Here is a 20033-nt window from a genome sequence, read left to right as displayed (position 1 = left end):
ATGGAAAATACAGTAGTTGAATTAAAGTTTGCGCTCGACACATTTTACTTTTTAATGTCTGGCATCTTAGTAATGTGGATGGCTGCAGGTTTCGCAATGTTAGAAGCGGGCCTAGTACGTTCTAAAAACACCACTGAAATTTTAACGAAAAACGTCGCGCTTTACGCGATTGCATGTACGGTTTATCTGATTGTTGGTTACAACATTATGTATGTTGATAATGCCGAGGGTGGTTTTTTACCGTCATTGGGCATGCTGATTGGTACTGAAGCGGCAGATGCTGACCATGCATTGCAATCAGACTTTTTCTTCCAAGTTGTGTTTGTTGCAACGGCAATGTCGATTGTTTCAGGTGCAGTTGCTGAGCGCATGAAGTTATGGTCTTTCCTTGTTTTTTGTGTGGTGTTAACTGGTTTTATATACCCATTAGAAGGTTACTGGACTTGGGGCGGTGGCTTCTTATCAGAGATGGGATTTGTTGATTTTGCAGGTTCAGGTATCGTACATATGGCGGGGGCAGCGGCTGCGCTTGCTGGTGTATTATTACTGGGAGCACGTAAAGGAAAGTATGGTAAAAATGGTGAAATCTACCCAATTCCGGGCTCTAATTTGCCGCTTGCAACACTGGGTACATTTATTCTTTGGATGGGTTGGTTTGGTTTTAATGGTGGTTCGCAATTGCTGCTATCAGACAAAGAAAATGCCACAGCAGTGAGTCAAATCTTACTTAACACGAACGCGGCAGCGGCTGCTGGTGCAATTTCAGCACTATTACTTTGTAAAGTGTTATGGCGTAAAGCTGATTTAACTATGGTATTGAATGGCGCACTTGCAGGTCTTGTTGTAATTACCGCAGAACCTGCATCGCCAAGCCCGTTACTCGCGGTTCTGGGCGGCGCGCTAGGTGGCAGCTTAGTTGTGTTCAGCATTGTGGCGTTAGATAAAGCAAAAATTGATGACCCAGTAGGTGCGATTTCAGTTCACGGTGTATGCGGCTTCTTAGGCCTTATGTTAGTGCCGTTATCAAATAGTGATGCGACTTTTGTAAATCAGTTAATTGGTGCGGTAGTAATCTTTGTCTTTGTGTTTGTAAGCTCATTTATTGTTTGGGCGGTACTTAAGAAAACTATGGGTATTCGTGTTGGCGAAGAAGAAGAAATCAACGGTATGGACCAACACGATTGTGGTGTAGATGCGTACCCTGAGTTTGTTACCGTACGAGGTAATATCTAACCAGCTAGTTTGGTTTAAGTTGTAAATATGTGAAAGCCCAATGCCTTATGGCGTTGGGCTTTTTTATTTGTAATATTATTCTATGCTTAGTACTGGTGCTATTAACGTGTTTAAACTATGAAAATAGACTTACTGATTGCGGAAGACGATATTTGTTTAAATGACCTTGTTGCCTCAAGCTTGACCGATGAATACTTAGTGTCGCAAGCGTATAATTTGGAGCAAGCGAAAGCCTTGTGCGATAAGTCTCAATTTAGTGTCATTGTTTTAGATTACTACTTTCCCGATGGCGAAGGGGTTGAGCTTATTCATCATATTAAAAAACAAGGCAATAACCCAATTATCGTGTTTTTAAGTGCCTCTGAAGAACTTGATACCAAAATGAATGCATTCAATGCAGGTGCGGCAGATTGGATTGATAAACGCACATTCATTCCCCCTTTACTGTTAATTAAAATTAAAAAAGCGCTCGCTAACCGACAAGAGTTTGATGCGCTTAAAGAAGCTGAGCAGCAGGCAAACACAGCAGTATTTTCTGCAATGTCTGATTCTTTTATGTGGGGTAATACGGCAAGAGCGATTCAAGGTTGCCTTTCTTGCAGTAACTACAACGAGTTTTTAGTTCATATTTTTTCGTACTTACAAAGTTTAGAGCTCACAGCATCGATTGCGTACAGTGAAAATAGTCAGATAAGTTATTGGGATAGTCCTTATGCTCGAGCATGTGGCATGGAAGAAGATCTTTTTAAATTAGTAATGCAAAAAGACGAGCGTATTATTAACGCTGGGCGTCGATATTTTTTCAAAGACAGTTATATCTGTATTTTAATTAAAAATATGCCTGAAGACGAAGTACGAAAAGGGCAAATTTTAGATGTGGTAGCGGCCTATATTGAATGTGCAAATCATCAAGTTAATATGCTCAACCAAGAATACGTAAAACAACTGTATTTTAAAAAAATTGCGTTTGAATTAGATGATTTACAGCAAAAAATGGGGCTTTTTACAGAACAAACTCAGCAAATTCAAAGCCACCAATCACTTAAGTTTTTTGAGATTTTTAGCCAGCTAGAACTCACCAATGACGAAGAAAGTAAGTTAACAGAGGTAACCGATGACACGTTAATGAAGTTTGAAGACCTCGCCTATAGTCATGTAAAAATTATTAATAGCTTAAACAACGTGATTAAGGACTTTAAGCGTCAATTGTCTTAATCGGCTTTTAGCGGAAATGTTTCGATTGGTATATAGCGTAACTGGTTATTAATGCGCGTCGAGTGAAACAGTTTAAATTCACTATAGGTCACGTCAAACGGCGTGATTTTTTGTATTATTTGAGGGGGCTGTTTGCAGTTTCGTATTAGCGTAACGTGCGGGTGATAGGCAAACGGGTTAGTGTAAAGTTGCAGTTTTTCACCTTCATCGCGCAATGTATTGGCAAGCTGTGTTAATGAGTTGGGCTGGCTTGTTGGTTTTAAATAAAAAATCCCACTATTTTGCCAAAAGCTTGTCTCTTCAAAGCGCAAGCTAAATGGGGACACCGTTAAGCTGTGTGCAAATTCAATTAAAGCTTTTTGTGTTTTTATTGGCACATTCGGTAAAAACGCTAAGGTTAAGTGCAAATTACTTTTTAATATAGGCTTACGTTTGTTTTCAATGTTTGACGTTAACCAATTGAATAATTTGGATTTATCTTCTTCGCTAAAATCTAAGCCAAAAAATAGCCGTTTATTTTCTTGATTTTTATCTGTCATCTTTTAATATTTGCTTATACGTATATATGTTTAAGCGAATTTATGGTTGTAGCACAATTTCACAAAGCACTCAGTGAGCAGACCCGCCTTCGAATTATGGCTCTTATTTTAGAGCATAAAGAGGTATGTGTCTGTGATCTCGTTGCCGTTTTAGATATGCCACAAGGTACGGTTAGTCGCCATTTAAGTTATTTAAAAAAGTCAGGGCTTGTGCAGTCAGTTACTCGCGGTACATGGCGCTTTTATCAATTAAGTGAATCGCTCAGCCAGCCGCTGTTAGCGATTTTGAAATTAACACTCGACACACTAAATAGCGATTGCCAAGTGCAACGTGATTTAACTTCTTTCAAACCTTCAAATTGTTAGGCTGTTTATTATGAAAATTGCGATTAACGGCTTCGGTCGTATGGGTAAATTATTAGCACGTATCGTGTTAGCTGAGGAAAACCATCAGTTGGTTTATATTAATGATCCCGCAGCAACAAACGAGGCGATTGCCCACTTGCTAGCGTTTGACTCAGTTCAAGGACGCTTTAAAGATAATGAAATTCATGCAGACGACAGCCATTTATATGTCGCTGAGCAGAAAATTAGCTTATTTCATGAGTCAAAGTTAACTGATCTACCTGTTGATAACATTGACTTATTAATTGACTGTTCGGGGCTTTACCGAAAATCGGAGCTATTTCAACCTTTGTTAGATAAAGGGCTAGCGCGTGTTCTTGTTTCTTGCCCAGTAAAAGACGAAGGCGCGATTAATTTAGTTTATGGCGTAAATCATGATTTATACCTAGCAGATAAACATAAAGTGGTTACGGCGGCGTCGTGCACAACTAACTGCCTAGCGCCTGTTGTAAAGGTATTAAAAGAAACAGTCGGCATAAAACGTGGCTCAATGACGACTATTCACGATATTACCAATACCCAAACTATTGTTGATAAAGCTCATAAAGACTTACGTCGTGCACGCGCTTGTGGTGAATCGTTAATTCCAACAAGCTCGGGGTCGACAACAGCAATTATGACGATTTTCCCAGAGTTGAAAGGCAAGCTTGATGGCTTAGCTGTGCGCGTACCGCTGTTAAGCGGCTCTCTGGTAGACTTAGTAATTGAAACTGAAAAACCAACCAGCGTTGAAGACATTAACAATGCATTTGAGCGCGCTAAATCAGGTGAATTAAAGGGGATTTTAGATATTGAAATGCGCCCGTTGGTTTCTGTTGATTTTGTTGGTGATACGCACAGTGCCATTGTTGATGGGTTGTCGACTCAAGTAATCGGCAAGCATTTAGTGAAAGTATTAGCTTGGTACGACAACGAAATTAACTATGTCTCACGTATGAATGACATTGTTAATATGATTGCCGCGTCATAACTTACCTTTTCTTCTTAAACCAAGGTGTTACAACGCCTTGGTTTAGGTTTTGTTTATCACTTCACGTAGCGTTAAATTATGTTAGCAGCATCAAACACAGTCGGTCAGGGAATTAAAGACTACATACAAATTACCCTAGCTTACTGGGGATTTACCTTAACTGACGGCGCACTGCGTATGCTGGTAGTGCTGTATTTTCATACTCTCGGTTATTCGCCAATTGAAGTGGCAATGCTATTTTTGTTTTACGAATTTTTTGGCATTGTTACTAATTTGTTTGGTGGCTGGTTGGGCGCCCGTTTTGGTTTAAAAGTCACTTTGTTTAGTGGCTTGCTGCTGCAAATTAGCGCGCTGATTTTGCTGGCGCAAACTCAATGGCTAAGTGTTGTTTATGTAATGCTATTGCAGGCAGCATCGGGCATTGCTAAAGATCTCAATAAAATGAGTGCCAAAACAGCTATTAAACAGCTTGTGCCAAGCGATGAAAGTAGCACTCTGTTTAAATGGGTGGCACTGCTTACAGGGTCGAAAAATACACTAAAAGGCTGTGGTTTCTTTTTAGGTGGTTTTTTACTCGCGCTATTTGGCTATCAAAACAGTTTGTATTTACTGGCTGCCGGACTTGGATTGATTACTTTAGTGGTTGCCTCTCAGCTAAAACAAAGTTTAGAGGCCAAATCATTTAAACCGAAATTTAGCCAAGTATTTTCATCAAGTAAAAAAGTAAACCTACTCTCGTTTGCGCGTTGCTTTTTATTTGCCAGTCGCGATGTGTGGTTTGTGGTTGCCTTGCCTGTGTTTTTAACCATGCAAGCGGGATGGTCGAGTACAGCAGTAGGTACTATGATGGCGTCGTGGGTGATTATTTACGGGGTTTTTCAATCAACTACGCCAAAAGTATTTAAGGCTTTTAATAAACAGGCCAATGCACAGTCAGCGGTATTTAGTGCGCTTGCATTGTTGGCTGTTTTGGTGGTTATGCTGGTGGCGATTTCTTACGGCCTATCACTGGTTAATGTGGCGATACTTGGACTAATTTTATTTGCCGTAATTTTTGCTATTAACTCTGCCATTCACTCATTTTTGATTGTGCATTACGCCCGCGATGAAGGTGCCTCGATGGATGTTGGCCTTTATTACATGGCAAATGCCTGTGGGCGTTTATTTGGCACTGTGTTGTCTGGATTATTGTTTCAGCAATATGGGTTAACAGCATGTTTAATAGTAAGTGCATTATTTGTAGCGATTTGCATTCCAATTACTGCGAAGTTAACGCAAAACAGTTAAAATTCAGCAAAAAATGAATGGATAGTTGTTTTGCTGCCGATTGAAAGTGTTTATCAAACTCTGGTTTCTAGATTATCGCAACATGAGCGCGTGGTGCTGCAAGCGCCACCAGGGGCGGGTAAATCAACTTGGTTGCCACTGCAATTAATTAAAGATAATCACTTCAAACGTATTATTATGCTAGAGCCACGTAGGCTTGCTGCACGCAATATCGCAAGCTTTCTGGCCGACTGTTTAGATGAGCCGCTAGGGCACACAATCGGTTTGCGCATTCGTGGTGAAAATTTTACCAGCCAACACACCCGTTTAGAAATTGTAACTGAAGGCATGTTGACACGTATGCTGCAAGATGACCCTGAATTAGACGGCGTAGATTTGGTGATTTTTGATGAATTTCACGAACGTTCAATTCAAGCTGAAACAGCACTCGCACTCTCATTTGAAGCGCAAATGGCTTATCGTGATGAACTTAAATTACTGATTATGTCGGCAACGCTTGATGGGGAGCGTTTAAGTTGTCACTTCGATGCACCGCTAGTGCAAAGTGAAGGGCGTCAATTTCCTATTGCTGAACATTATACTGCAGTTAAAAATGAAGCTGATTGGCTTGCGCAAATAGCGCCGTTAACCATTCAAGCAATGGCTGAACAAAGCGGCAGCGCACTGGTGTTTTTACCCGGCGTAAAAGAAATTAAAGCGATAGAGTCTGAGCTTATTGCAGCCAAAAACACAGGAAGCATCGCGCAAGATACTGCAATTTACGCACTGTTTGGCAAGCAAGACAAAAAAACACAGCAAGCGGCGCTTAAACCATGCTACGAAGGGCAACGGAAAATAGTACTCACCACCAATGTGGCAGAAACCAGCTTAACCATTGATGGAATTCGCATTGTTGTTGATTCAGGTAAAGAGAAAATAACCCAATACAATGTTAAAAATGGTATTAGCCAATTGCTTACTGTGAATATTGCTAAGTCGTCTGCAATTCAACGTGCTGGTCGTGCAGGGCGCATCGAAGCGGGTGTGGTGTATCGCTTAGGCAGTAAAGAGCATTTCGAGCGACGAGCAAGCCATGCAATACCTGAAATATTGCGCAGCGATATTAGTCAGCTTGCTTTAGAGTGCGCTAATTGGGGAACGTCAATTGACGACTTGGTGTTACTTGATAAACCATCACCCAAACAGATTGATGCGGCAAACAGTCTGTTATTGATGCTTGAAGCTATCACGGCTGATGGCAAGATTACCTCATTAGGTCAACAAATGTTGAGTTATGGTACAGAGCTGCGCTTTGCTCATATGTTGATAAAAGCAAAGCAGCTTGAAGCTGATTATACCGGTATCTATCATTTGGCAGTGTATCTGGTTGCGCTTTTTACCAGTCAGGCTAATCGCAGTAATGACCTTGCAACTGGGCTTAATTTTCAGCTTAAATCACCGCCCCCAAACTTTGATAAAGAACTACGCCTTTGGCTTAAACGTTTAAAATTAACTGCGGTTAATCATTTACCACTTGAATATTTATCGATTGTAATGGCGTTGGCATTTCCCGACCGCATTGCGCAAAAACGCGGTAACGGGTTGCGTTTAGCTAATGGCGCTGGCGCAACACTTTATGATGACTTTCCAATTTATGATGACTTGTTATGTATTGGTGATATGGGCGGTGCGACAGGGCAGCACGTATTTAATGCATGTAAGTGTGATTTAGCACAAGTTGAAAGGGCGCTGCCGTACTTATTTGAGAATAAAGATGTTGCACAGTTTGATGAGAGCGCTGGGCGTTTTATTGCCGAAACACAATATTGTTTAGGGCAGCTGATACTGTCACGTAAACCGAGCAATAAAGCGATTAGTGGTGATGAAAAAGCCGCTGCTTGGTGTCATATTATCGCGAAAAAAGGGTGGCAACTGTTAAACCTAATGTTTGACGTTGAGCAATACATAGTGCGTTTAACGTTAGCCCATCAATTTTCACCAAATGAGTTTCCGCAGTTATCAAAACAGCACTTATTTGATCATCTTGATACGTGGCTTTCGCCTTATTTAAACGACGTAAATAGTTTGGCGGCGCTTAAAAAACTGGATTTATTAGCGCCACTTAAAGGGTTGCTTGATTGGCAACAGCAAACGTTATTAGATGAGTTATTGCCAGAGCGATTAGTGGTGCCTACTGGTTCAAAACTAAAAATTCATTACCAAGTTGATGGCCCTGCAAAGCTCTCGGTAAAAATGCAAGAAATGTATGGCGTTGCAACCACACCTAAGCTTGCGAATGGTCAGCTATCGTTAGCCATTGAATTACTGTCACCGGCAATGCGTCCACTTCAGATCACGCAAGATTTAGCTGGGTTTTGGGCGTCGAGTTACCGAGAAGTACAAAAAGAAATGAAAGGGCGTTACCCTAAGCATTTTTGGCCAGACGACCCGGCCAATGCTAAGGCAACTAATAAAGTAAAAAGCAGAATGTAATCACACTGCTTTTTACTGCACCACACCATGGTGCAGTTGTGCGGCAAAAAATAAATGGCAAACCAACACTACACCCGTAATACGCTCACGCATGCGTTGATAATCTGGGTTTAATTTACCCCATGTTTCGGAACGTTTTTGCACTGCCAATACAAAAACATAGCAGGCGCCGAGGTAGAGTAAGGCCAGTTTTGTATCAAATAGTGCGAGCACTAGCGTTGGAATTGTTGGTAATACAATTAGCCAATTTAGCTTATTACTGTTTGATTCGTGCCATAATGTACCGGCAACGAAACTCATAATACTAATGCTATAAAACATAAATGCTTGGCTTAATAAAAAATGCTCAAAAAGAAAGTGAGCACCTACTAATAATAAAAATGGAATAAGACCAAGGTAACCTAATAGTGTTTGATTGCTATATTTTGACATAAGTACAATTCACGATTTCAATTAATAGTGATTGTACGCGAGAATCATCAAATTTGTTTAGTTTATTATGGATTTAGATAAACAGGCTCTGATATTCTGTTTAGAGTTATAGCTCTATTTAGGGTGGTTATGTGGGTGCAATTCAACAGACACAAGATTTTAGTTGGCCAAATAATTGGTTAGATACATCACATATTTCAGCGCTAAAAGATATTTTTACTGCCTGTTTTAACGGCATTTCCAGTGAAGAATATTTTGAAAAATACTTCAATTGTAGCGCGGCGTTTAAACGTGTTTTAAGGCTTTACTTTGCTGATGGAAACATTGTTGGTTATTGTTTACTTACGTTTGAGCATGCAAACAAAAAAGTGCTGTTAAGAGCATCCGCTGGTTTTTATCCTGAATTTCGACAAGGTGGTCATACTTTGTCGTTTTCTATTCAACAAGCGTTTAAGTATTGGCTAATGCATCCTTGGCAAGATATTTACTACGCCGATACCATGTTAAGCCCTGCGATGTATCGCGCTATTAGTAAGCGCGTTGCAATCACGTATCCTAGCCCGCAGTTTTTGCATCATAAACGCGATTTGTTTGACGCATTTAATAAGGCTGGCATTGTTAGCTCACTTACAGATACCCGTTGTTTAGTGGAAACAGGACGCAGTAGTGCTTACAGTGACGATGATTTAAAGGCGTTTTTTAACAGCGAAAAACGAGAAATTGCATTTTATTGTAAGGCAAACCCGCATTTTTCATCGGGTGTTGCCTTATTTGTGATTATGCCGATTAACTTAAAGCAGTTAGTACACACATTATTTAAGCGTTAGTATGTTAACTGCCCGCGCTAATACGGCAGTGGATATTTACGCCAAATAGCATCTACTTGCGCCATAAAGTCATCTGGTAAGTTAAGTTCAAATGCGGCAATGTTTTCGGCTAGCTGCTGCTGCGTAGTTGCACCAATAATGGTTGAAGTTACACCGTCAACTTTATCGCACCATGCCAGTGCAAGTTGGCTTGGTGTGATACCTAATTTCGCCGCAAGCTGACAATATTCAGCAACTGCCTGTTGTGCAGTTTCGGTATTTCTAAATAACCCATTGCGCTGCATTAATGTCCAGCGACTACCGTGTGGTCTGGCATCGTTTAGGTATTTTCCACTTAACATGCCGGTTGCTAGCGGCGACCAGGGTAAATAGGCAATTTCTTCATGTACACAGTGTTCTATTAGATAAGGCCAATCTTTAGCGTGCAGTAAATTAAATTCATTTTGAATAGACACCGGGCGAGGCAAGTTATGCTCTTTGGCTAATTCAATAAACGTATGAATACCCCAGGTCGTATCATCTGAAAGGCCATAGTGGCGAATCTTACCTGCTTTAATGCAGTGATCTAGCCCTTGTAAAATATCTAACATTTGCGCTTTATGTGCTTTAGTATCAACGTTTGTAAAACTAATTTGGTTCGGTCTATGTTTTGCAAAATGCGGAGAGGTGCGGTTAGGCCAATGCAATTGGTAAACATCAATGGTGTCGATTTGTAGGCGTTTTAATGACGCATCAACCGCATTGATTACCGCTTGACCAGTGATGTCTGAAGCATTTCTGATCCAAGGCAGGCCATTGCCTGCTATCTTTGTTGCAACTACCCAGTCATCACGCTTTCGTTTATTTTTGGCAAAGTAGTTACCAATAATTTCTTCTGTTTTACCGTAGGTTTCGGGTGTTGGTGGTACAGCGTACATTTCGGCTGTATCCATAAAGTTGATACCGAGCTCGGCGGCTAACTCAATTTGTTGATTGGCATCAAGTTGATTGTTTTGCACACCCCAGGTCATGGTGCCTAAACAAATACGTGAAACATCAATGTTTGAACTTCCTAATTTTGCGTATTTCATAGCGAACCTTCTGGTCTTAAAATTATTAGATTTAGTGAAAATATGACGTTGCGATTTGATGCTTTTTTATGAGAACAATACTCAGCCGTGCTGATTTAAAATACAAACAACAACATCAGGCAATTATAATGGGGGTTTTAATAGGTATTGGCAATGAAATGCGATACAAAAATCGGTATGATAAACAGGATTTTTCTCAATTCTAAGTGCAATGACAGATAAAAAGAAAACGCCAAAAGCGGCAACGAAAAAGGCAACTACAACGCGTAAGCCGCGCGCTAAAAAAGCCACTCAAGCTAAAACCAAACCGAGCAAATTAAAACGCTTTTCAATGCTTGCGTTAAAGCTAGGTGCTGGTTTGTTGGTTGCACTAGCACTTTATTTAATCTACTTAGATAGCAAAATTAGCCATAAATTTGAGGGTAACAAGTGGCAGTTACCAGCGCAAATTTATGCCCGCGCAATGACCTTCTATCCCGGCCAATACTTATCAAAAGATGAAGTGGTGTGGGAACTCCAACGCCTTAATTATTCTGAAGTTAATCGCATCAATAATACCGGTCAGTACGTTATTAAAGGCAATACTATTCGTATTTATCGCCGTGCTTTTGAATTTTATGATGGGGCAGAACAACAAGTTGGGTTCGATTTAGTCTTTGGCCCGAAAAAGCTTGCTGCAATTAAAGATGAACAAGGGGCACATTTATCAATGGCGCGCTTAGAACCATTGCAGCTGGCGCGCCTTGCCAACGAAAGCAAGCAAGACCGCGAGTTTGTGCCACTTAGTCATATTCCGCAAGTAGTACAAGATACCTTGCTATTGGTAGAAGACCGCAATTTTTACGAGCACCATGGGGTATCAGTTTGGTCTATTGTACGTGCCTTGGTTGCAAATATTCGCGCAGGTCGCACAGTGCAAGGGGGCAGTACTTTAACTCAGCAGTTAGCGAAAAACTTTTATTTAACCCGAGATCGCACCCTAACACGTAAAATCAATGAAGCATTAATTGCGCTGATTTTAGATTTTAGATACAGCAAAGACGAAATTTTAGAAGCGTACTTAAACGAAGTGTATTTAGGTCAGTCGCGTTCGCAAGGTGTACACGGCTTTGGTTTAGCCAGTGAGTTTTATTTTGGTAAACCGCTGAATGAAATTGAATACGACCAAGTGGCGCTGTTAGTGGCGATGGTTAAAGGGCCTAGTTTTTATAATCCAAGACGTTTTAAAGAGCGCACGATGGAAAGACGTGATTTGGTGCTGCGCTTAATGGTTGAGAATGGGTTAATTTCGACTAAGAGCTATAAACTGGCGTTAGCACGCGATATCAAAATAGAACCACTATCGCGCTTTGATATTAATCAGCACCCGGGCTATATGGACTTAGTGCGCCGCGAGCTGAAAACAATTTTAAATTCAAAAGATACAATTGACGCAGGTGTACGCGTATTTACTTATTTCGATTTACAAAAACAAGCGGCAATGGAAAAGTCGTTTGAAACTGGGTTGCCATATTTAGAGCGTTTAAAATCGACTTCTAAACTTGAGGCGGCAATGTTGTCGGTTAATGTAAAATACGGCGGTGTGTCTGCCTTGGTAGGTGCACGCGATAGCGATTTTAATGGTTTTAACCGAGCGCTCGATACCAAACGTAATATCGGTTCATTGGTTAAGCCAGCCATTTACATGACGGCATTTGAATCGGGTAAATACACCTTAGGTAGCTTAGTTGATGACGAGCCAATGGAGATTAGCGATGAAGCCGGACACACTTGGTCACCGTCTAATTTCGACCAAAAATTCCGCGGTAAAATGCCGCTTTACCAAGCCTTTAGTAAAAGTATCAATATGCCAGCTGTGGCGGTTGGGCTAGATTTAGGTTTACCTGCTGTAACTAAGTCAATTAAGCGATTAGGGGTTGATGAGTCAATTAACCAGTACCCGTCACTACTGTTAGGTGCGCAAGAGCTTGCACCGATTGATGTTGCGCAAATGTACTCAACTATTGCGTTTGATGGCGATTATCGTAAGTTAACGTCAGTAGCGGCAATTACCAATGCTGTGGGCGAACTTATTTATCAGCATAACAGTACGCCTGAAACGCGCTTTTCTCCTGCGACTAGTTACATGACTAAATATGCAATGCAAAAGGTAACACGTGAAGGCACCGCGAAACGCTTAAAATTACACTTCCCAACCATTCAGTTAGCAGGTAAAACGGGCTCAACCAACAACTTGCGTGATAGCTGGTTTGCCGGTTTTGACCAAAATACGGTAACCGTTACTTGGGTTGGTCGTGATGATAATAAACCGACTAAGTTAACTGGTAGCGTTGGTGCTTTAGAGCTTTACATTCGCTACTTGCGACAGCTTAATCCTGAGTCAATCGCGACACCTAGACCACCGTCGATTAAATGGGCATTTGTTAATACAGAAACGGGCAGACAAGCTCCGCCAGGATGCGGCACTGTGCTTAAATTGCCAATACCAGCAGAGTTATTTAATTCACGACCGCGCTGTTACTAGCGCGTATCGTGATGTTTGAACAACAAGCTTAAAGCTTAAACTGGCCAAGAGATTGTTTCAGCTTGTTGGCGATTTGCAGAATATGATTCGCTTCAGAAGCGGTGCTTTGCGCAGAGCTTAAACTGTGTTGTGCAAGCTGGCTAATTTCATCGCTGTGCGCAACAACATTTAATGTGCTACTGGTCTGTAAACTGGCTTGCTCCATAATTGCAGCACCAGAGCGGTCAATTGATTGCATATCGTGTTCGGCGTTAGCCAAAATATCCCGTGTTTGGTTGGCTTGTTCAACGCCTTGCTCCATTTTATCTACACTGTTTTGCATCTTATGTTGAGTATCTTTTGCAGCCACCTGTAGAGTGCTGACAATGGTGTGAATTTCTTGCGTTTGTTGTTGAGTGCGTGCTGCCAGTGTTCGTACTTCATCAGCTACCACAGCAAACCCTCTACCTTGTTCTCCTGCACGAGCAGCTTCAATAGCGGCATTGAGTGCAAGTAAGTTAGTTTGGTCTGCAATTTCACTAATGGCGACGCTAACATTGCTAATGTTTTGTGTGTCTTCTGCAAGCTTATTAAGCGCAGCTTGGCTCTGTTTAAAGTCAAGCTGTAGTTCTGCCATATGTTGGCTTAAATTAAGCGTATTCTGACTGCCTTGCTGTACATGTGTACTGGCTTCTTTTGCTAAGGTTTGCGCATCGGTGGCTTGTTGCTCAACCGCTTGTGCTGAGCTGCTCATTTCACTTAATTGACTCGAAATTTCAGCAATTTTTTGTTCTTGTTGTATCGCATCTTGGCGACTTGCGTCACTTGCATCTGCAAGCAGAGAGGTTGCTTGATTAAGTTCAAGTGCGGCGTGTTGAGATTGTTCTACAAGCTCTGCAAACTGCTTTAGCATAAAATTAATTTGATGGCCGATAGCGGCTAATTCGTCGTCACTTTCAAGGTTTACTTTGATATTTAGTGAGCCGTTGGCGGCTTCATTTACGGTGTTAGATAAACGCGATAGTGTGCGTATAACTGCAAAATAAAAACCTGTCACCAAGTAAAGCGCGATTACCGTAAACAGAATCGATGCAATTAGCACGCTGTTACGAATAAACTGAGCGTTTGCCATTTGTTGGCGTACTTTTTTAGTTAGGTGTGGCAGCAAGGTGTCTGTAAAGCGTTCTAAACTTTCGATTGTTTTATTATTTAGCTGAGAAAACTGCGAGCGTGATAAATTGATAGAATCGGGGTCGAGCACTTGCTGTTTAATGGTTCTTTGATAGTTTAGCAGGGCGCTTTTGGTATCGAGCACGACGCTTTGTAGCGCAGTTTCTGTTGGTTTGTGATGTGTCATCGCGACCATCAATTTGTTTTCAAGATTATTGACTGAACTCGGTAACGCTTTATTTTGGTTAGATAACTGGATAAAAGTATCAGGTGTAAAACTGCCACTATTTATTACTGTGTCTGTGGCTTCTTTTACTGCATAAAAATTAGCAACGAGCAGCGGGAAATCATCTACTATGGCGCGATTTAAATAATTGCTCGCTAAATCGTTATCGGTTGCCAATTGGCTTTTTATCGATATTTTATTGAGAGACTCTAACGCATTATTAGCTGAAACATTAAAGTCATTGGCTGCAACTTTATTTAAGTTATTCTCGACAACCGCCTGTAGCAAAGGTTTGTAATTTTTTAGTCCTGAGAGTTCCCGTTGGTGCTGTGTAATTTGATGGTTAAGCTGTACGTTTAAAAAAATTAAGCTGATCGCCAAGGGAATTAGTAACACGCATACTACTACAATGATCTTTTTAGAGTAATTTAGCTTTGCCATTAAGGTAACGGCGGGAAGAATAAAGGCATTGGGTTGAGACATAAACTCTGATCCTGTTAAGTGACACAGTGGTACAAGTTTATAAGAAGAACGAGTTTTTGCCTTTTTTCGTTCAAAAAAAACCACGCAAGTGCGTGGTTTTATAAATTAAATCTACTTTATTTGCTTAAAGCTTAACGAAAGCGCGCTCTGCAGCAGCGATAGTTGCTTCAATTTCAGCATCACCGTGTGCCGTTGAAACAAAGCCAGCCTCAAATGCACTTGGCGCAAGATAAACGCCTTCATCAAGCATTAAGTGGAAGAACTTTTTAAAGCGCTCTAAATCACATTCTGTTGCTTGCTGGTAAGTAGTTACTGTTTCTTCAGATGTGAAGAAGAAACCATACATGCCGCCGGCGTAGTTTGTGGTAAGTTCAATACCTGCTTTTTCCGCAGCAGCTTTAAAGCCTTCACAAATGCGTTTGCTTTTCGCTTCAAGCTCGTCATGAAGACCGTCAACATCCAGTAACTCAAGGGCTTTTAAGCCTGCCGCCATGGCAATTGGGTTACCTGAAAGCGTACCTGCTTGATAAACCGGGCCTACTGGTGCGATGTAATCCATGATTTCAGTTTTACCACCAAATGCACCGACTGGCATACCGCCGCCGATTACCTTACCTAAACAGGTTAGATCTGGTGTGATATTGTAATATGCCTGTGCACCGCCTTTTGCAACGCGGAAGCCAGTCATTACTTCATCAAAAATCAGTACTGATTTGTATTCGTCACACACTGCACGTAAACCTTCTAAGAAGCCAGCAACTGGTGGAATACAGTTCATATTACCCGCCACTGGCTCTACGATAATACACGCGATATCATCACCAAATTTTGCGAAGATTTCTTTAACTTCGTCAAGTTTGTTAAACGATACAGTCAGTGTGTGCTTAGCAAAGTCTTCAGGAATACCCGGTGAATTTGGCACGCCCATAGTCAGTGCGCCAGAACCCGCTTTTACCAGTAGTGAATCAGCGTGACCGTGGTAACAGCCTTCAAACTTTAAGATTTTATCTTTGCCTGTAAAACCGCGCGCTAAACGAATTGCACTCATTGTTGCTTCAGTACCAGAGCTTACCATGCGCACTTTTTCGATTGATGGCACAAGTGCTTTTACTTTCTCGGCCATTAAAATTTCAGTTTCTGTTGGTGCGCCGTAGCTTAAACCGTTCTCAACAGAGTCAAGCACTGCCTGTTTAATAGCACTGTGGTTGTGACCTAAAATCATTGGGCCCCAAGAGCCAACATAGTCAATGTACTTGTTGTTGTCGGCGTCATAAGTAAATGCGCCTTCGGCTTTAGTTATAAAGCGCGGTGTGCCACCGACACCGTTAAATGCACGAACCGGTGAGTTTACACCACCTGGGATAGACGCCTGCGCTCTATCAAATAAGTCTTGGCTAATTGTCATAATTTGTTCCAAATAAGATTAGGTATTTTGTTTACGGCTGAACCATGGCACTTCGGTTTCATATTTGTCGACGAGACCGTCAACACCTAGCGTTAATGCAAATAGCGCCATACGCACCAGTACACCATTTTGTACTTGGCGGAAAATCGCGAGGTTATCATTACTGTTTAAGTCGTTATCAAGCTCATTTGCATCACCACGGCTGTCGCGCGGCAATGGGTGCATTAATACAGAGTTTGGTTTGCAGTGGGCATCGTAAATCGCTTGGCTTATACGGAAACCACCACGGTACTTATTCGCTTCTTCTTGCGATGGGAAGCGTTCTTCTTGAATGCGTGTTTGATACACGATATCGGCTGCAAGGTTACCTTCCATTTGGTTGACGATTTCAACTTGGTGACCTGCATTAGTGACGGTATCAACAATGTAGTCAGGCATTTGCAAGCCATCTGGCGCGACAAGTGAAAATTTTACGTCTTTATAATGGCATAGCAGTTTTGATAGCGAATGCACTGTACGGCCATATTTTAAGTCACCGACAAGGGCAATGTGCATGCCGTCAATATTGCGGTCAAAGCGCGCAAGTTCTTTATCAATTGTTAGTAGATCAAGTAGCGCTTGTGTTGGGTGTTCGTTCGGACCGTCACCACCATTAAGTACTGGTACCGTTGAGCCATTAGCAAATTCGGCAACCGAGTGTGCTTCTGGGTGACGCATCGCAACCGCATCTGCGTATGATGAAATTACACGAGCGGTATCATACAGAGACTCACCTTTAGCAAGTGCCGAAGTTTGCATGCCGGTTGTTTCACGAACAAGGCCGCCAAGCAAGTTAAACGCGGTACCAAAGCTTACGCGGGTGCGCGTACTTGGTTCGAAAAATAAGTTTGCAAGAATAGCACCTTCAAGTACTTTGGTGCGTTTTTGCTTCTTTGCGTACGGCTCCATTTTCTTTGCAACATTAAAAATGGTTTCAATCGCATCGCGGTTTAACTCATTTACAGACAGAACATGCTGGCCAACAAAGTTTGACATGATAAAGATCCTGAACAGTTATTTTCGGGCGCTAATATAGCAGATTTTTTATAAACTTGGCTTCATTACCGCTAAGATAACAATCGCAAGCAGTACTAAAACAGGTAATTCATTGAATATGCGATAAAACTTATCGCTTCGTTGGTTTCTATCGTGCTTAAAGTCGGCCAGTAGTTTGAAGCAGTAGCCATGGTAAATATAAAGCAAAATGACCAGCACTAATTTGTAATGCAGCCACATGCTGGCGCGGAACCACTCTCGGCCATACATTACAATTAAAGTGATACCAAAAACGCCCGTTAAAATAGCAAATGGCGTAACGAAAAAGAGTAAGCGGCGCTCCATGATTTTTAGCATGGCACTGTTACTACGCTCTTCGGTAAGGGCGTGATAAACAAATAAACGGGGTAGGTAAAAAATGCCTGCAAACCAAGCAATCATAAAAAAGATGTGAAGCGCTTTTATCAGTAATAGGGTGTTCATTATTGTTATATCCTAAAGCAATGCGTTGCGGATCATTAAAATTTGGCGAATGTCATCCCAGCGGATAATGCCTAAAATATCATTGTCTTTGAGTTGATCATATACGTAAATAACCCCTGAACGATTATCGCGTAAAATCTCAAATGCATCACCAAGGGTGGCTTGGCTGGTAACACCTTGCATTTCGACATAGCGGATTGACACACTTTCTTCAGCGGTAAGGTTTAAGTCGTATTCAGCTAGGCGATAGCCGTTTTCATCATCAAAAACAATGAGCGGGGTTTGTGCGTCTGCTGCATCAAGAGACTCAGCGATAAGCGATTTATCATCGCTGTAAAGTAAGTTGAATTTGTCGCTCATTTCCTCAATAACCCCGACTTTTTGCAGTGCTTCTACGGCAGGGGAAACCTGATATTTAAGCCCTTGAAAGTCCAGTTGTTGTAAGAAAATGGAACGGTTGCCAAAGCCTTGGAGTGCGGTTAAATAGGCAGACACAATTACTAACATAGCTGGTACAATAATGCTGTGGCTCGCGGTTAGTTCCATTACGGTCATCAGAGCTGCGAGCGGCGCATTGAGCGTTGCTGCAAGCAAGCCCGCCATACCAAGTACTGCGTAAGTACCTGTAATGTTTACTTCAGGGCTAATAAACGCAGCAAAGTAGCTCATTAATGAGCCTAAAATAACGCCAAGTCCAATAACTGGGCCAATAATTCCGCCAGGAATACCTAAGCCTAAAGCAAATAAGGTTGCTAATAATTTAGCGATTAAAATGGTGGTCAGTAACTGAACCTGTTCAGGAGAGCTTACTGCAATATCTATGGCGCTCATACCTGAACCCATGGCTTGTGGCACTAAGTAACCAATTGCACCGGTAATAATGCCTGCCAAAATAAGGCGAGGAAACATATTTACCGATTTAAAGGTGCGAATTATCAACATCAGATTTTTGTTAAAACCGTAAGCAACCGCACCGAGCACAATGCCACATACAACTAGATAGGGGTAATGCCAAGGCGGAATCGATACTACTTGAATGAGCGCCAATTCTGAATCGGAGCCAAAAACAAATTGAGTGGTGATAGCACCTGTTACCGAAGCCAGAATAACCGGTACGAAAATATGCACTTTGTACTCTCTCAGTACCACTTCCATGACAAAAATAACCGCTGCGAGTGGGGTGTTAAATGATGCCGAAATACCCGCTGCTACACCGCATCCCGTTAACGTACGCATGGCATTAAAAGGCAAATGCAAATAACTGGCAATGACACTGGCACCTGCTGCACCCATGTGTACTGATGGGCCTTCTCGTCCCACTGAAAAGCCGCTGATAAGCGCAATAGCACCGCCAACAAATTGGTTTACGGCATTCCATATAGGCATTTGGCCATAGTTTTGTTTAATGCGGTGAATAACGTAGGGAATACCGAGGCGATAATGCTTAAAACCTGTTAGGTAAGCAAAAGTAGCAATAAATACTGCGGCGAGAATAGGTAGTATTAATCTTTCAGTTTCAGGAAGTTGAGTGAAGTTATCGTATTCGCTGACAAAGCCGCTTTGGCCAATTAATACCACTAAGCGAAACATAATAATCAACATGGCGGCAACTAAGCCCGCTAGCACACCTAGTAACGCTAATTGAATACTCGATTTTGGACGAGCAACGACCCTTCGTAAGGCCGCCAAATTATCGGTTACTTTTTGGCTAAATGTCATGCGATTGTTATCGGTAATTCAGAGGGTTAATTATGACGTAATTATAACAGCATAATAGCAATAAAAAATAAGTTAATTTGTATAGCGAGTAACGATCTAAAGCAATAAATGCGTTAGATACTTCGTTACTTTAATATCACCAAAGGGAATAGCGCTAAACTTGATTAAATTGGTCAGGTATTAGATAATTCGACCATTCATATAAATGGGTCGAAGTATGTCTGATCAACTACCAATTAAATTTAGCGAAAATGCTGCAAATAAAGTAAAGCAGCTTATCGAGGAAGAAGAAAACCCAGCATTAAAATTACGTGTTTACGTAACGGGCGGTGGGTGTTCAGGTTTCCAATATGGTTTTACATTTGATGAGAAAACCAATCCGGGCGATTTAGAAATCGAGAAAAGCGGTGTAACTCTAGTAGTTGACCCAATGAGTCTTCAGTACCTAGTTGATGGTGAAGTAGACTATACCGAAGGTCTAGAGGGTTCACGTTTCTTCGTAAACAACCCAAATGCAACAACAACCTGTGGTTGTGGCGCATCATTTAGTGTTTAACTA

Annotated in this window: 17 protein-coding genes; 9 read left to right on the top strand and 8 right to left on the bottom strand. The window is 41.5% G+C overall.

All coding sequences use genetic code 11. From position 1 onward, the window contains the following. Complete coding sequence (locus tag L1068_RS08720; RefSeq protein ID WP_237129943.1) at nt 1-1233, top strand: ammonium transporter; 1233 nt, start codon at nt 1-3, stop codon at nt 1231-1233. A gap of 117 nt (nt 1234-1350) precedes the next feature. Continuing rightward, nucleotides 1351-2448, top strand: a complete 1098-nt coding sequence (locus L1068_RS08715; RefSeq protein ID WP_237129941.1) for a response regulator — start codon at nt 1351-1353, stop codon at nt 2446-2448. On the opposite strand, the gene thpR is transcribed toward L1068_RS08715, so the two are convergent. Beyond that, on the bottom strand, nt 2445-2987 hold the full coding sequence (gene thpR / locus L1068_RS08710) for an RNA 2',3'-cyclic phosphodiesterase (protein WP_237129939.1): 543 nt from the start codon (nt 2985-2987) through the stop codon (nt 2445-2447). The two genes, L1068_RS08715 and thpR, sit on opposite strands and share 4 nt — an antisense overlap. Nucleotides 2988-3029: 42 nt before the next feature. On the opposite strand from thpR, the gene L1068_RS08705 reads away from it, so the two are divergent. The 4 genes from L1068_RS08705 to hrpB all read left to right on the top strand — a co-directional run bounded on the left by L1068_RS08705 (nt 3030) and on the right by hrpB (nt 8121). Beyond that, on the top strand, nt 3030-3353 hold the full coding sequence (locus L1068_RS08705; RefSeq protein ID WP_010561811.1) for a metalloregulator ArsR/SmtB family transcription factor: 324 nt from the start codon (nt 3030-3032) through the stop codon (nt 3351-3353). Nucleotides 3354-3363: 10 nt separating this feature from the next. Then, entirely contained in the window at nt 3364-4362 is a 999-nt protein-coding gene (locus L1068_RS08700) for an ArsJ-associated glyceraldehyde-3-phosphate dehydrogenase (protein WP_237129938.1), read from the top strand. Between the two features lie 78 nt (nt 4363-4440). Next, nucleotides 4441-5649: an organoarsenical effux MFS transporter ArsJ gene (gene arsJ / locus L1068_RS08695; RefSeq protein ID WP_237129936.1), complete on the top strand. Its 1209-nt coding sequence runs from the start codon at nt 4441-4443 to the stop codon at nt 5647-5649. Between the two features lie 30 nt (nt 5650-5679). Further along, nucleotides 5680-8121 carry an ATP-dependent helicase HrpB gene (gene hrpB, locus L1068_RS08690; RefSeq protein WP_237129935.1) on the top strand — a complete coding sequence of 814 codons (2442 nt, stop codon included), beginning with the start codon at nt 5680-5682 and terminating at the stop codon, nt 8119-8121. A 12-nt stretch (nt 8122-8133) separates the two neighbouring features. Here hrpB and L1068_RS08685 read toward each other — a convergent pair whose 3' ends face one another. Continuing rightward, entirely contained in the window at nt 8134-8553 is a 420-nt protein-coding gene (locus tag L1068_RS08685) for a DUF3429 domain-containing protein (protein ID WP_237129934.1), read from the bottom strand. A gap of 131 nt (nt 8554-8684) precedes the next feature. Here L1068_RS08685 and L1068_RS08680 point away from each other — a divergent pair, with 131 nt between their 5' ends. Beyond that, nucleotides 8685-9380, top strand: coding sequence for a hypothetical protein (locus L1068_RS08680; protein WP_237129932.1), 696 nt, complete (start codon nt 8685-8687; stop codon nt 9378-9380). Between the two features lie 17 nt (nt 9381-9397). On the opposite strand, the gene L1068_RS08675 is transcribed toward L1068_RS08680, so the two are convergent. Further along, nucleotides 9398-10450, bottom strand: a complete 1053-nt coding sequence (locus tag L1068_RS08675) for an aldo/keto reductase (protein ID WP_237129931.1) — start codon at nt 10448-10450, stop codon at nt 9398-9400. A 211-nt stretch (nt 10451-10661) separates the two neighbouring features. Between L1068_RS08675 and mrcB the strand changes: the two genes are divergently transcribed. Beyond that, complete coding sequence (gene mrcB, locus L1068_RS08670; protein WP_237129930.1) at nt 10662-12974, top strand: penicillin-binding protein 1B; 2313 nt, start codon at nt 10662-10664, stop codon at nt 12972-12974. 28 nt (nt 12975-13002) lie between these two features. On the opposite strand, the gene L1068_RS08665 is transcribed toward mrcB, so the two are convergent. The 5 genes from L1068_RS08665 to L1068_RS08645 all read right to left on the bottom strand — a co-directional run bounded on the left by L1068_RS08665 (nt 13003) and on the right by L1068_RS08645 (nt 19474). Continuing rightward, nucleotides 13003-14832 (bottom strand): methyl-accepting chemotaxis protein, encoded by a 1830-nt coding sequence (locus L1068_RS08665; RefSeq protein WP_054980674.1) that lies wholly within the window; start codon nt 14830-14832, stop codon nt 13003-13005. Between the two features lie 124 nt (nt 14833-14956). Then, nucleotides 14957-16237 carry a glutamate-1-semialdehyde 2,1-aminomutase gene (gene hemL, locus L1068_RS08660; RefSeq protein WP_237129928.1) on the bottom strand — a complete coding sequence of 427 codons (1281 nt, stop codon included), beginning with the start codon at nt 16235-16237 and terminating at the stop codon, nt 14957-14959. An 18-nt stretch (nt 16238-16255) separates the two neighbouring features. Continuing rightward, nucleotides 16256-17272: an aspartate carbamoyltransferase gene (locus L1068_RS08655; RefSeq protein WP_010561800.1), complete on the bottom strand. Its 1017-nt coding sequence runs from the start codon at nt 17270-17272 to the stop codon at nt 16256-16258. Nucleotides 17273-17320: 48 nt separating this feature from the next. Further along, nucleotides 17321-17755: a CopD family protein gene (locus tag L1068_RS08650; RefSeq protein ID WP_237129926.1), complete on the bottom strand. Its 435-nt coding sequence runs from the start codon at nt 17753-17755 to the stop codon at nt 17321-17323. Between the two features lie 12 nt (nt 17756-17767). Continuing rightward, nucleotides 17768-19474: a chloride channel protein gene (locus L1068_RS08645; protein ID WP_237129925.1), complete on the bottom strand. Its 1707-nt coding sequence runs from the start codon at nt 19472-19474 to the stop codon at nt 17768-17770. 217 nt (nt 19475-19691) lie between these two features. Here L1068_RS08645 and erpA point away from each other — a divergent pair, with 217 nt between their 5' ends. Beyond that, nucleotides 19692-20030, top strand: a complete 339-nt coding sequence (gene erpA / locus L1068_RS08640) for an iron-sulfur cluster insertion protein ErpA (protein ID WP_010561797.1) — start codon at nt 19692-19694, stop codon at nt 20028-20030. Nucleotides 20031-20033: the final 3 nt, after the last annotated feature.

Source organism: Pseudoalteromonas sp. MMG024, assembly GCF_021654175.1.
In the GTDB taxonomy this organism is placed as follows: Bacteria; Pseudomonadota; Gammaproteobacteria; order Enterobacterales; family Alteromonadaceae; genus Pseudoalteromonas.
Note: the sequence above shows the minus strand (reverse complement) of the source record. Positions and strands in the feature narration are given on the sequence as shown.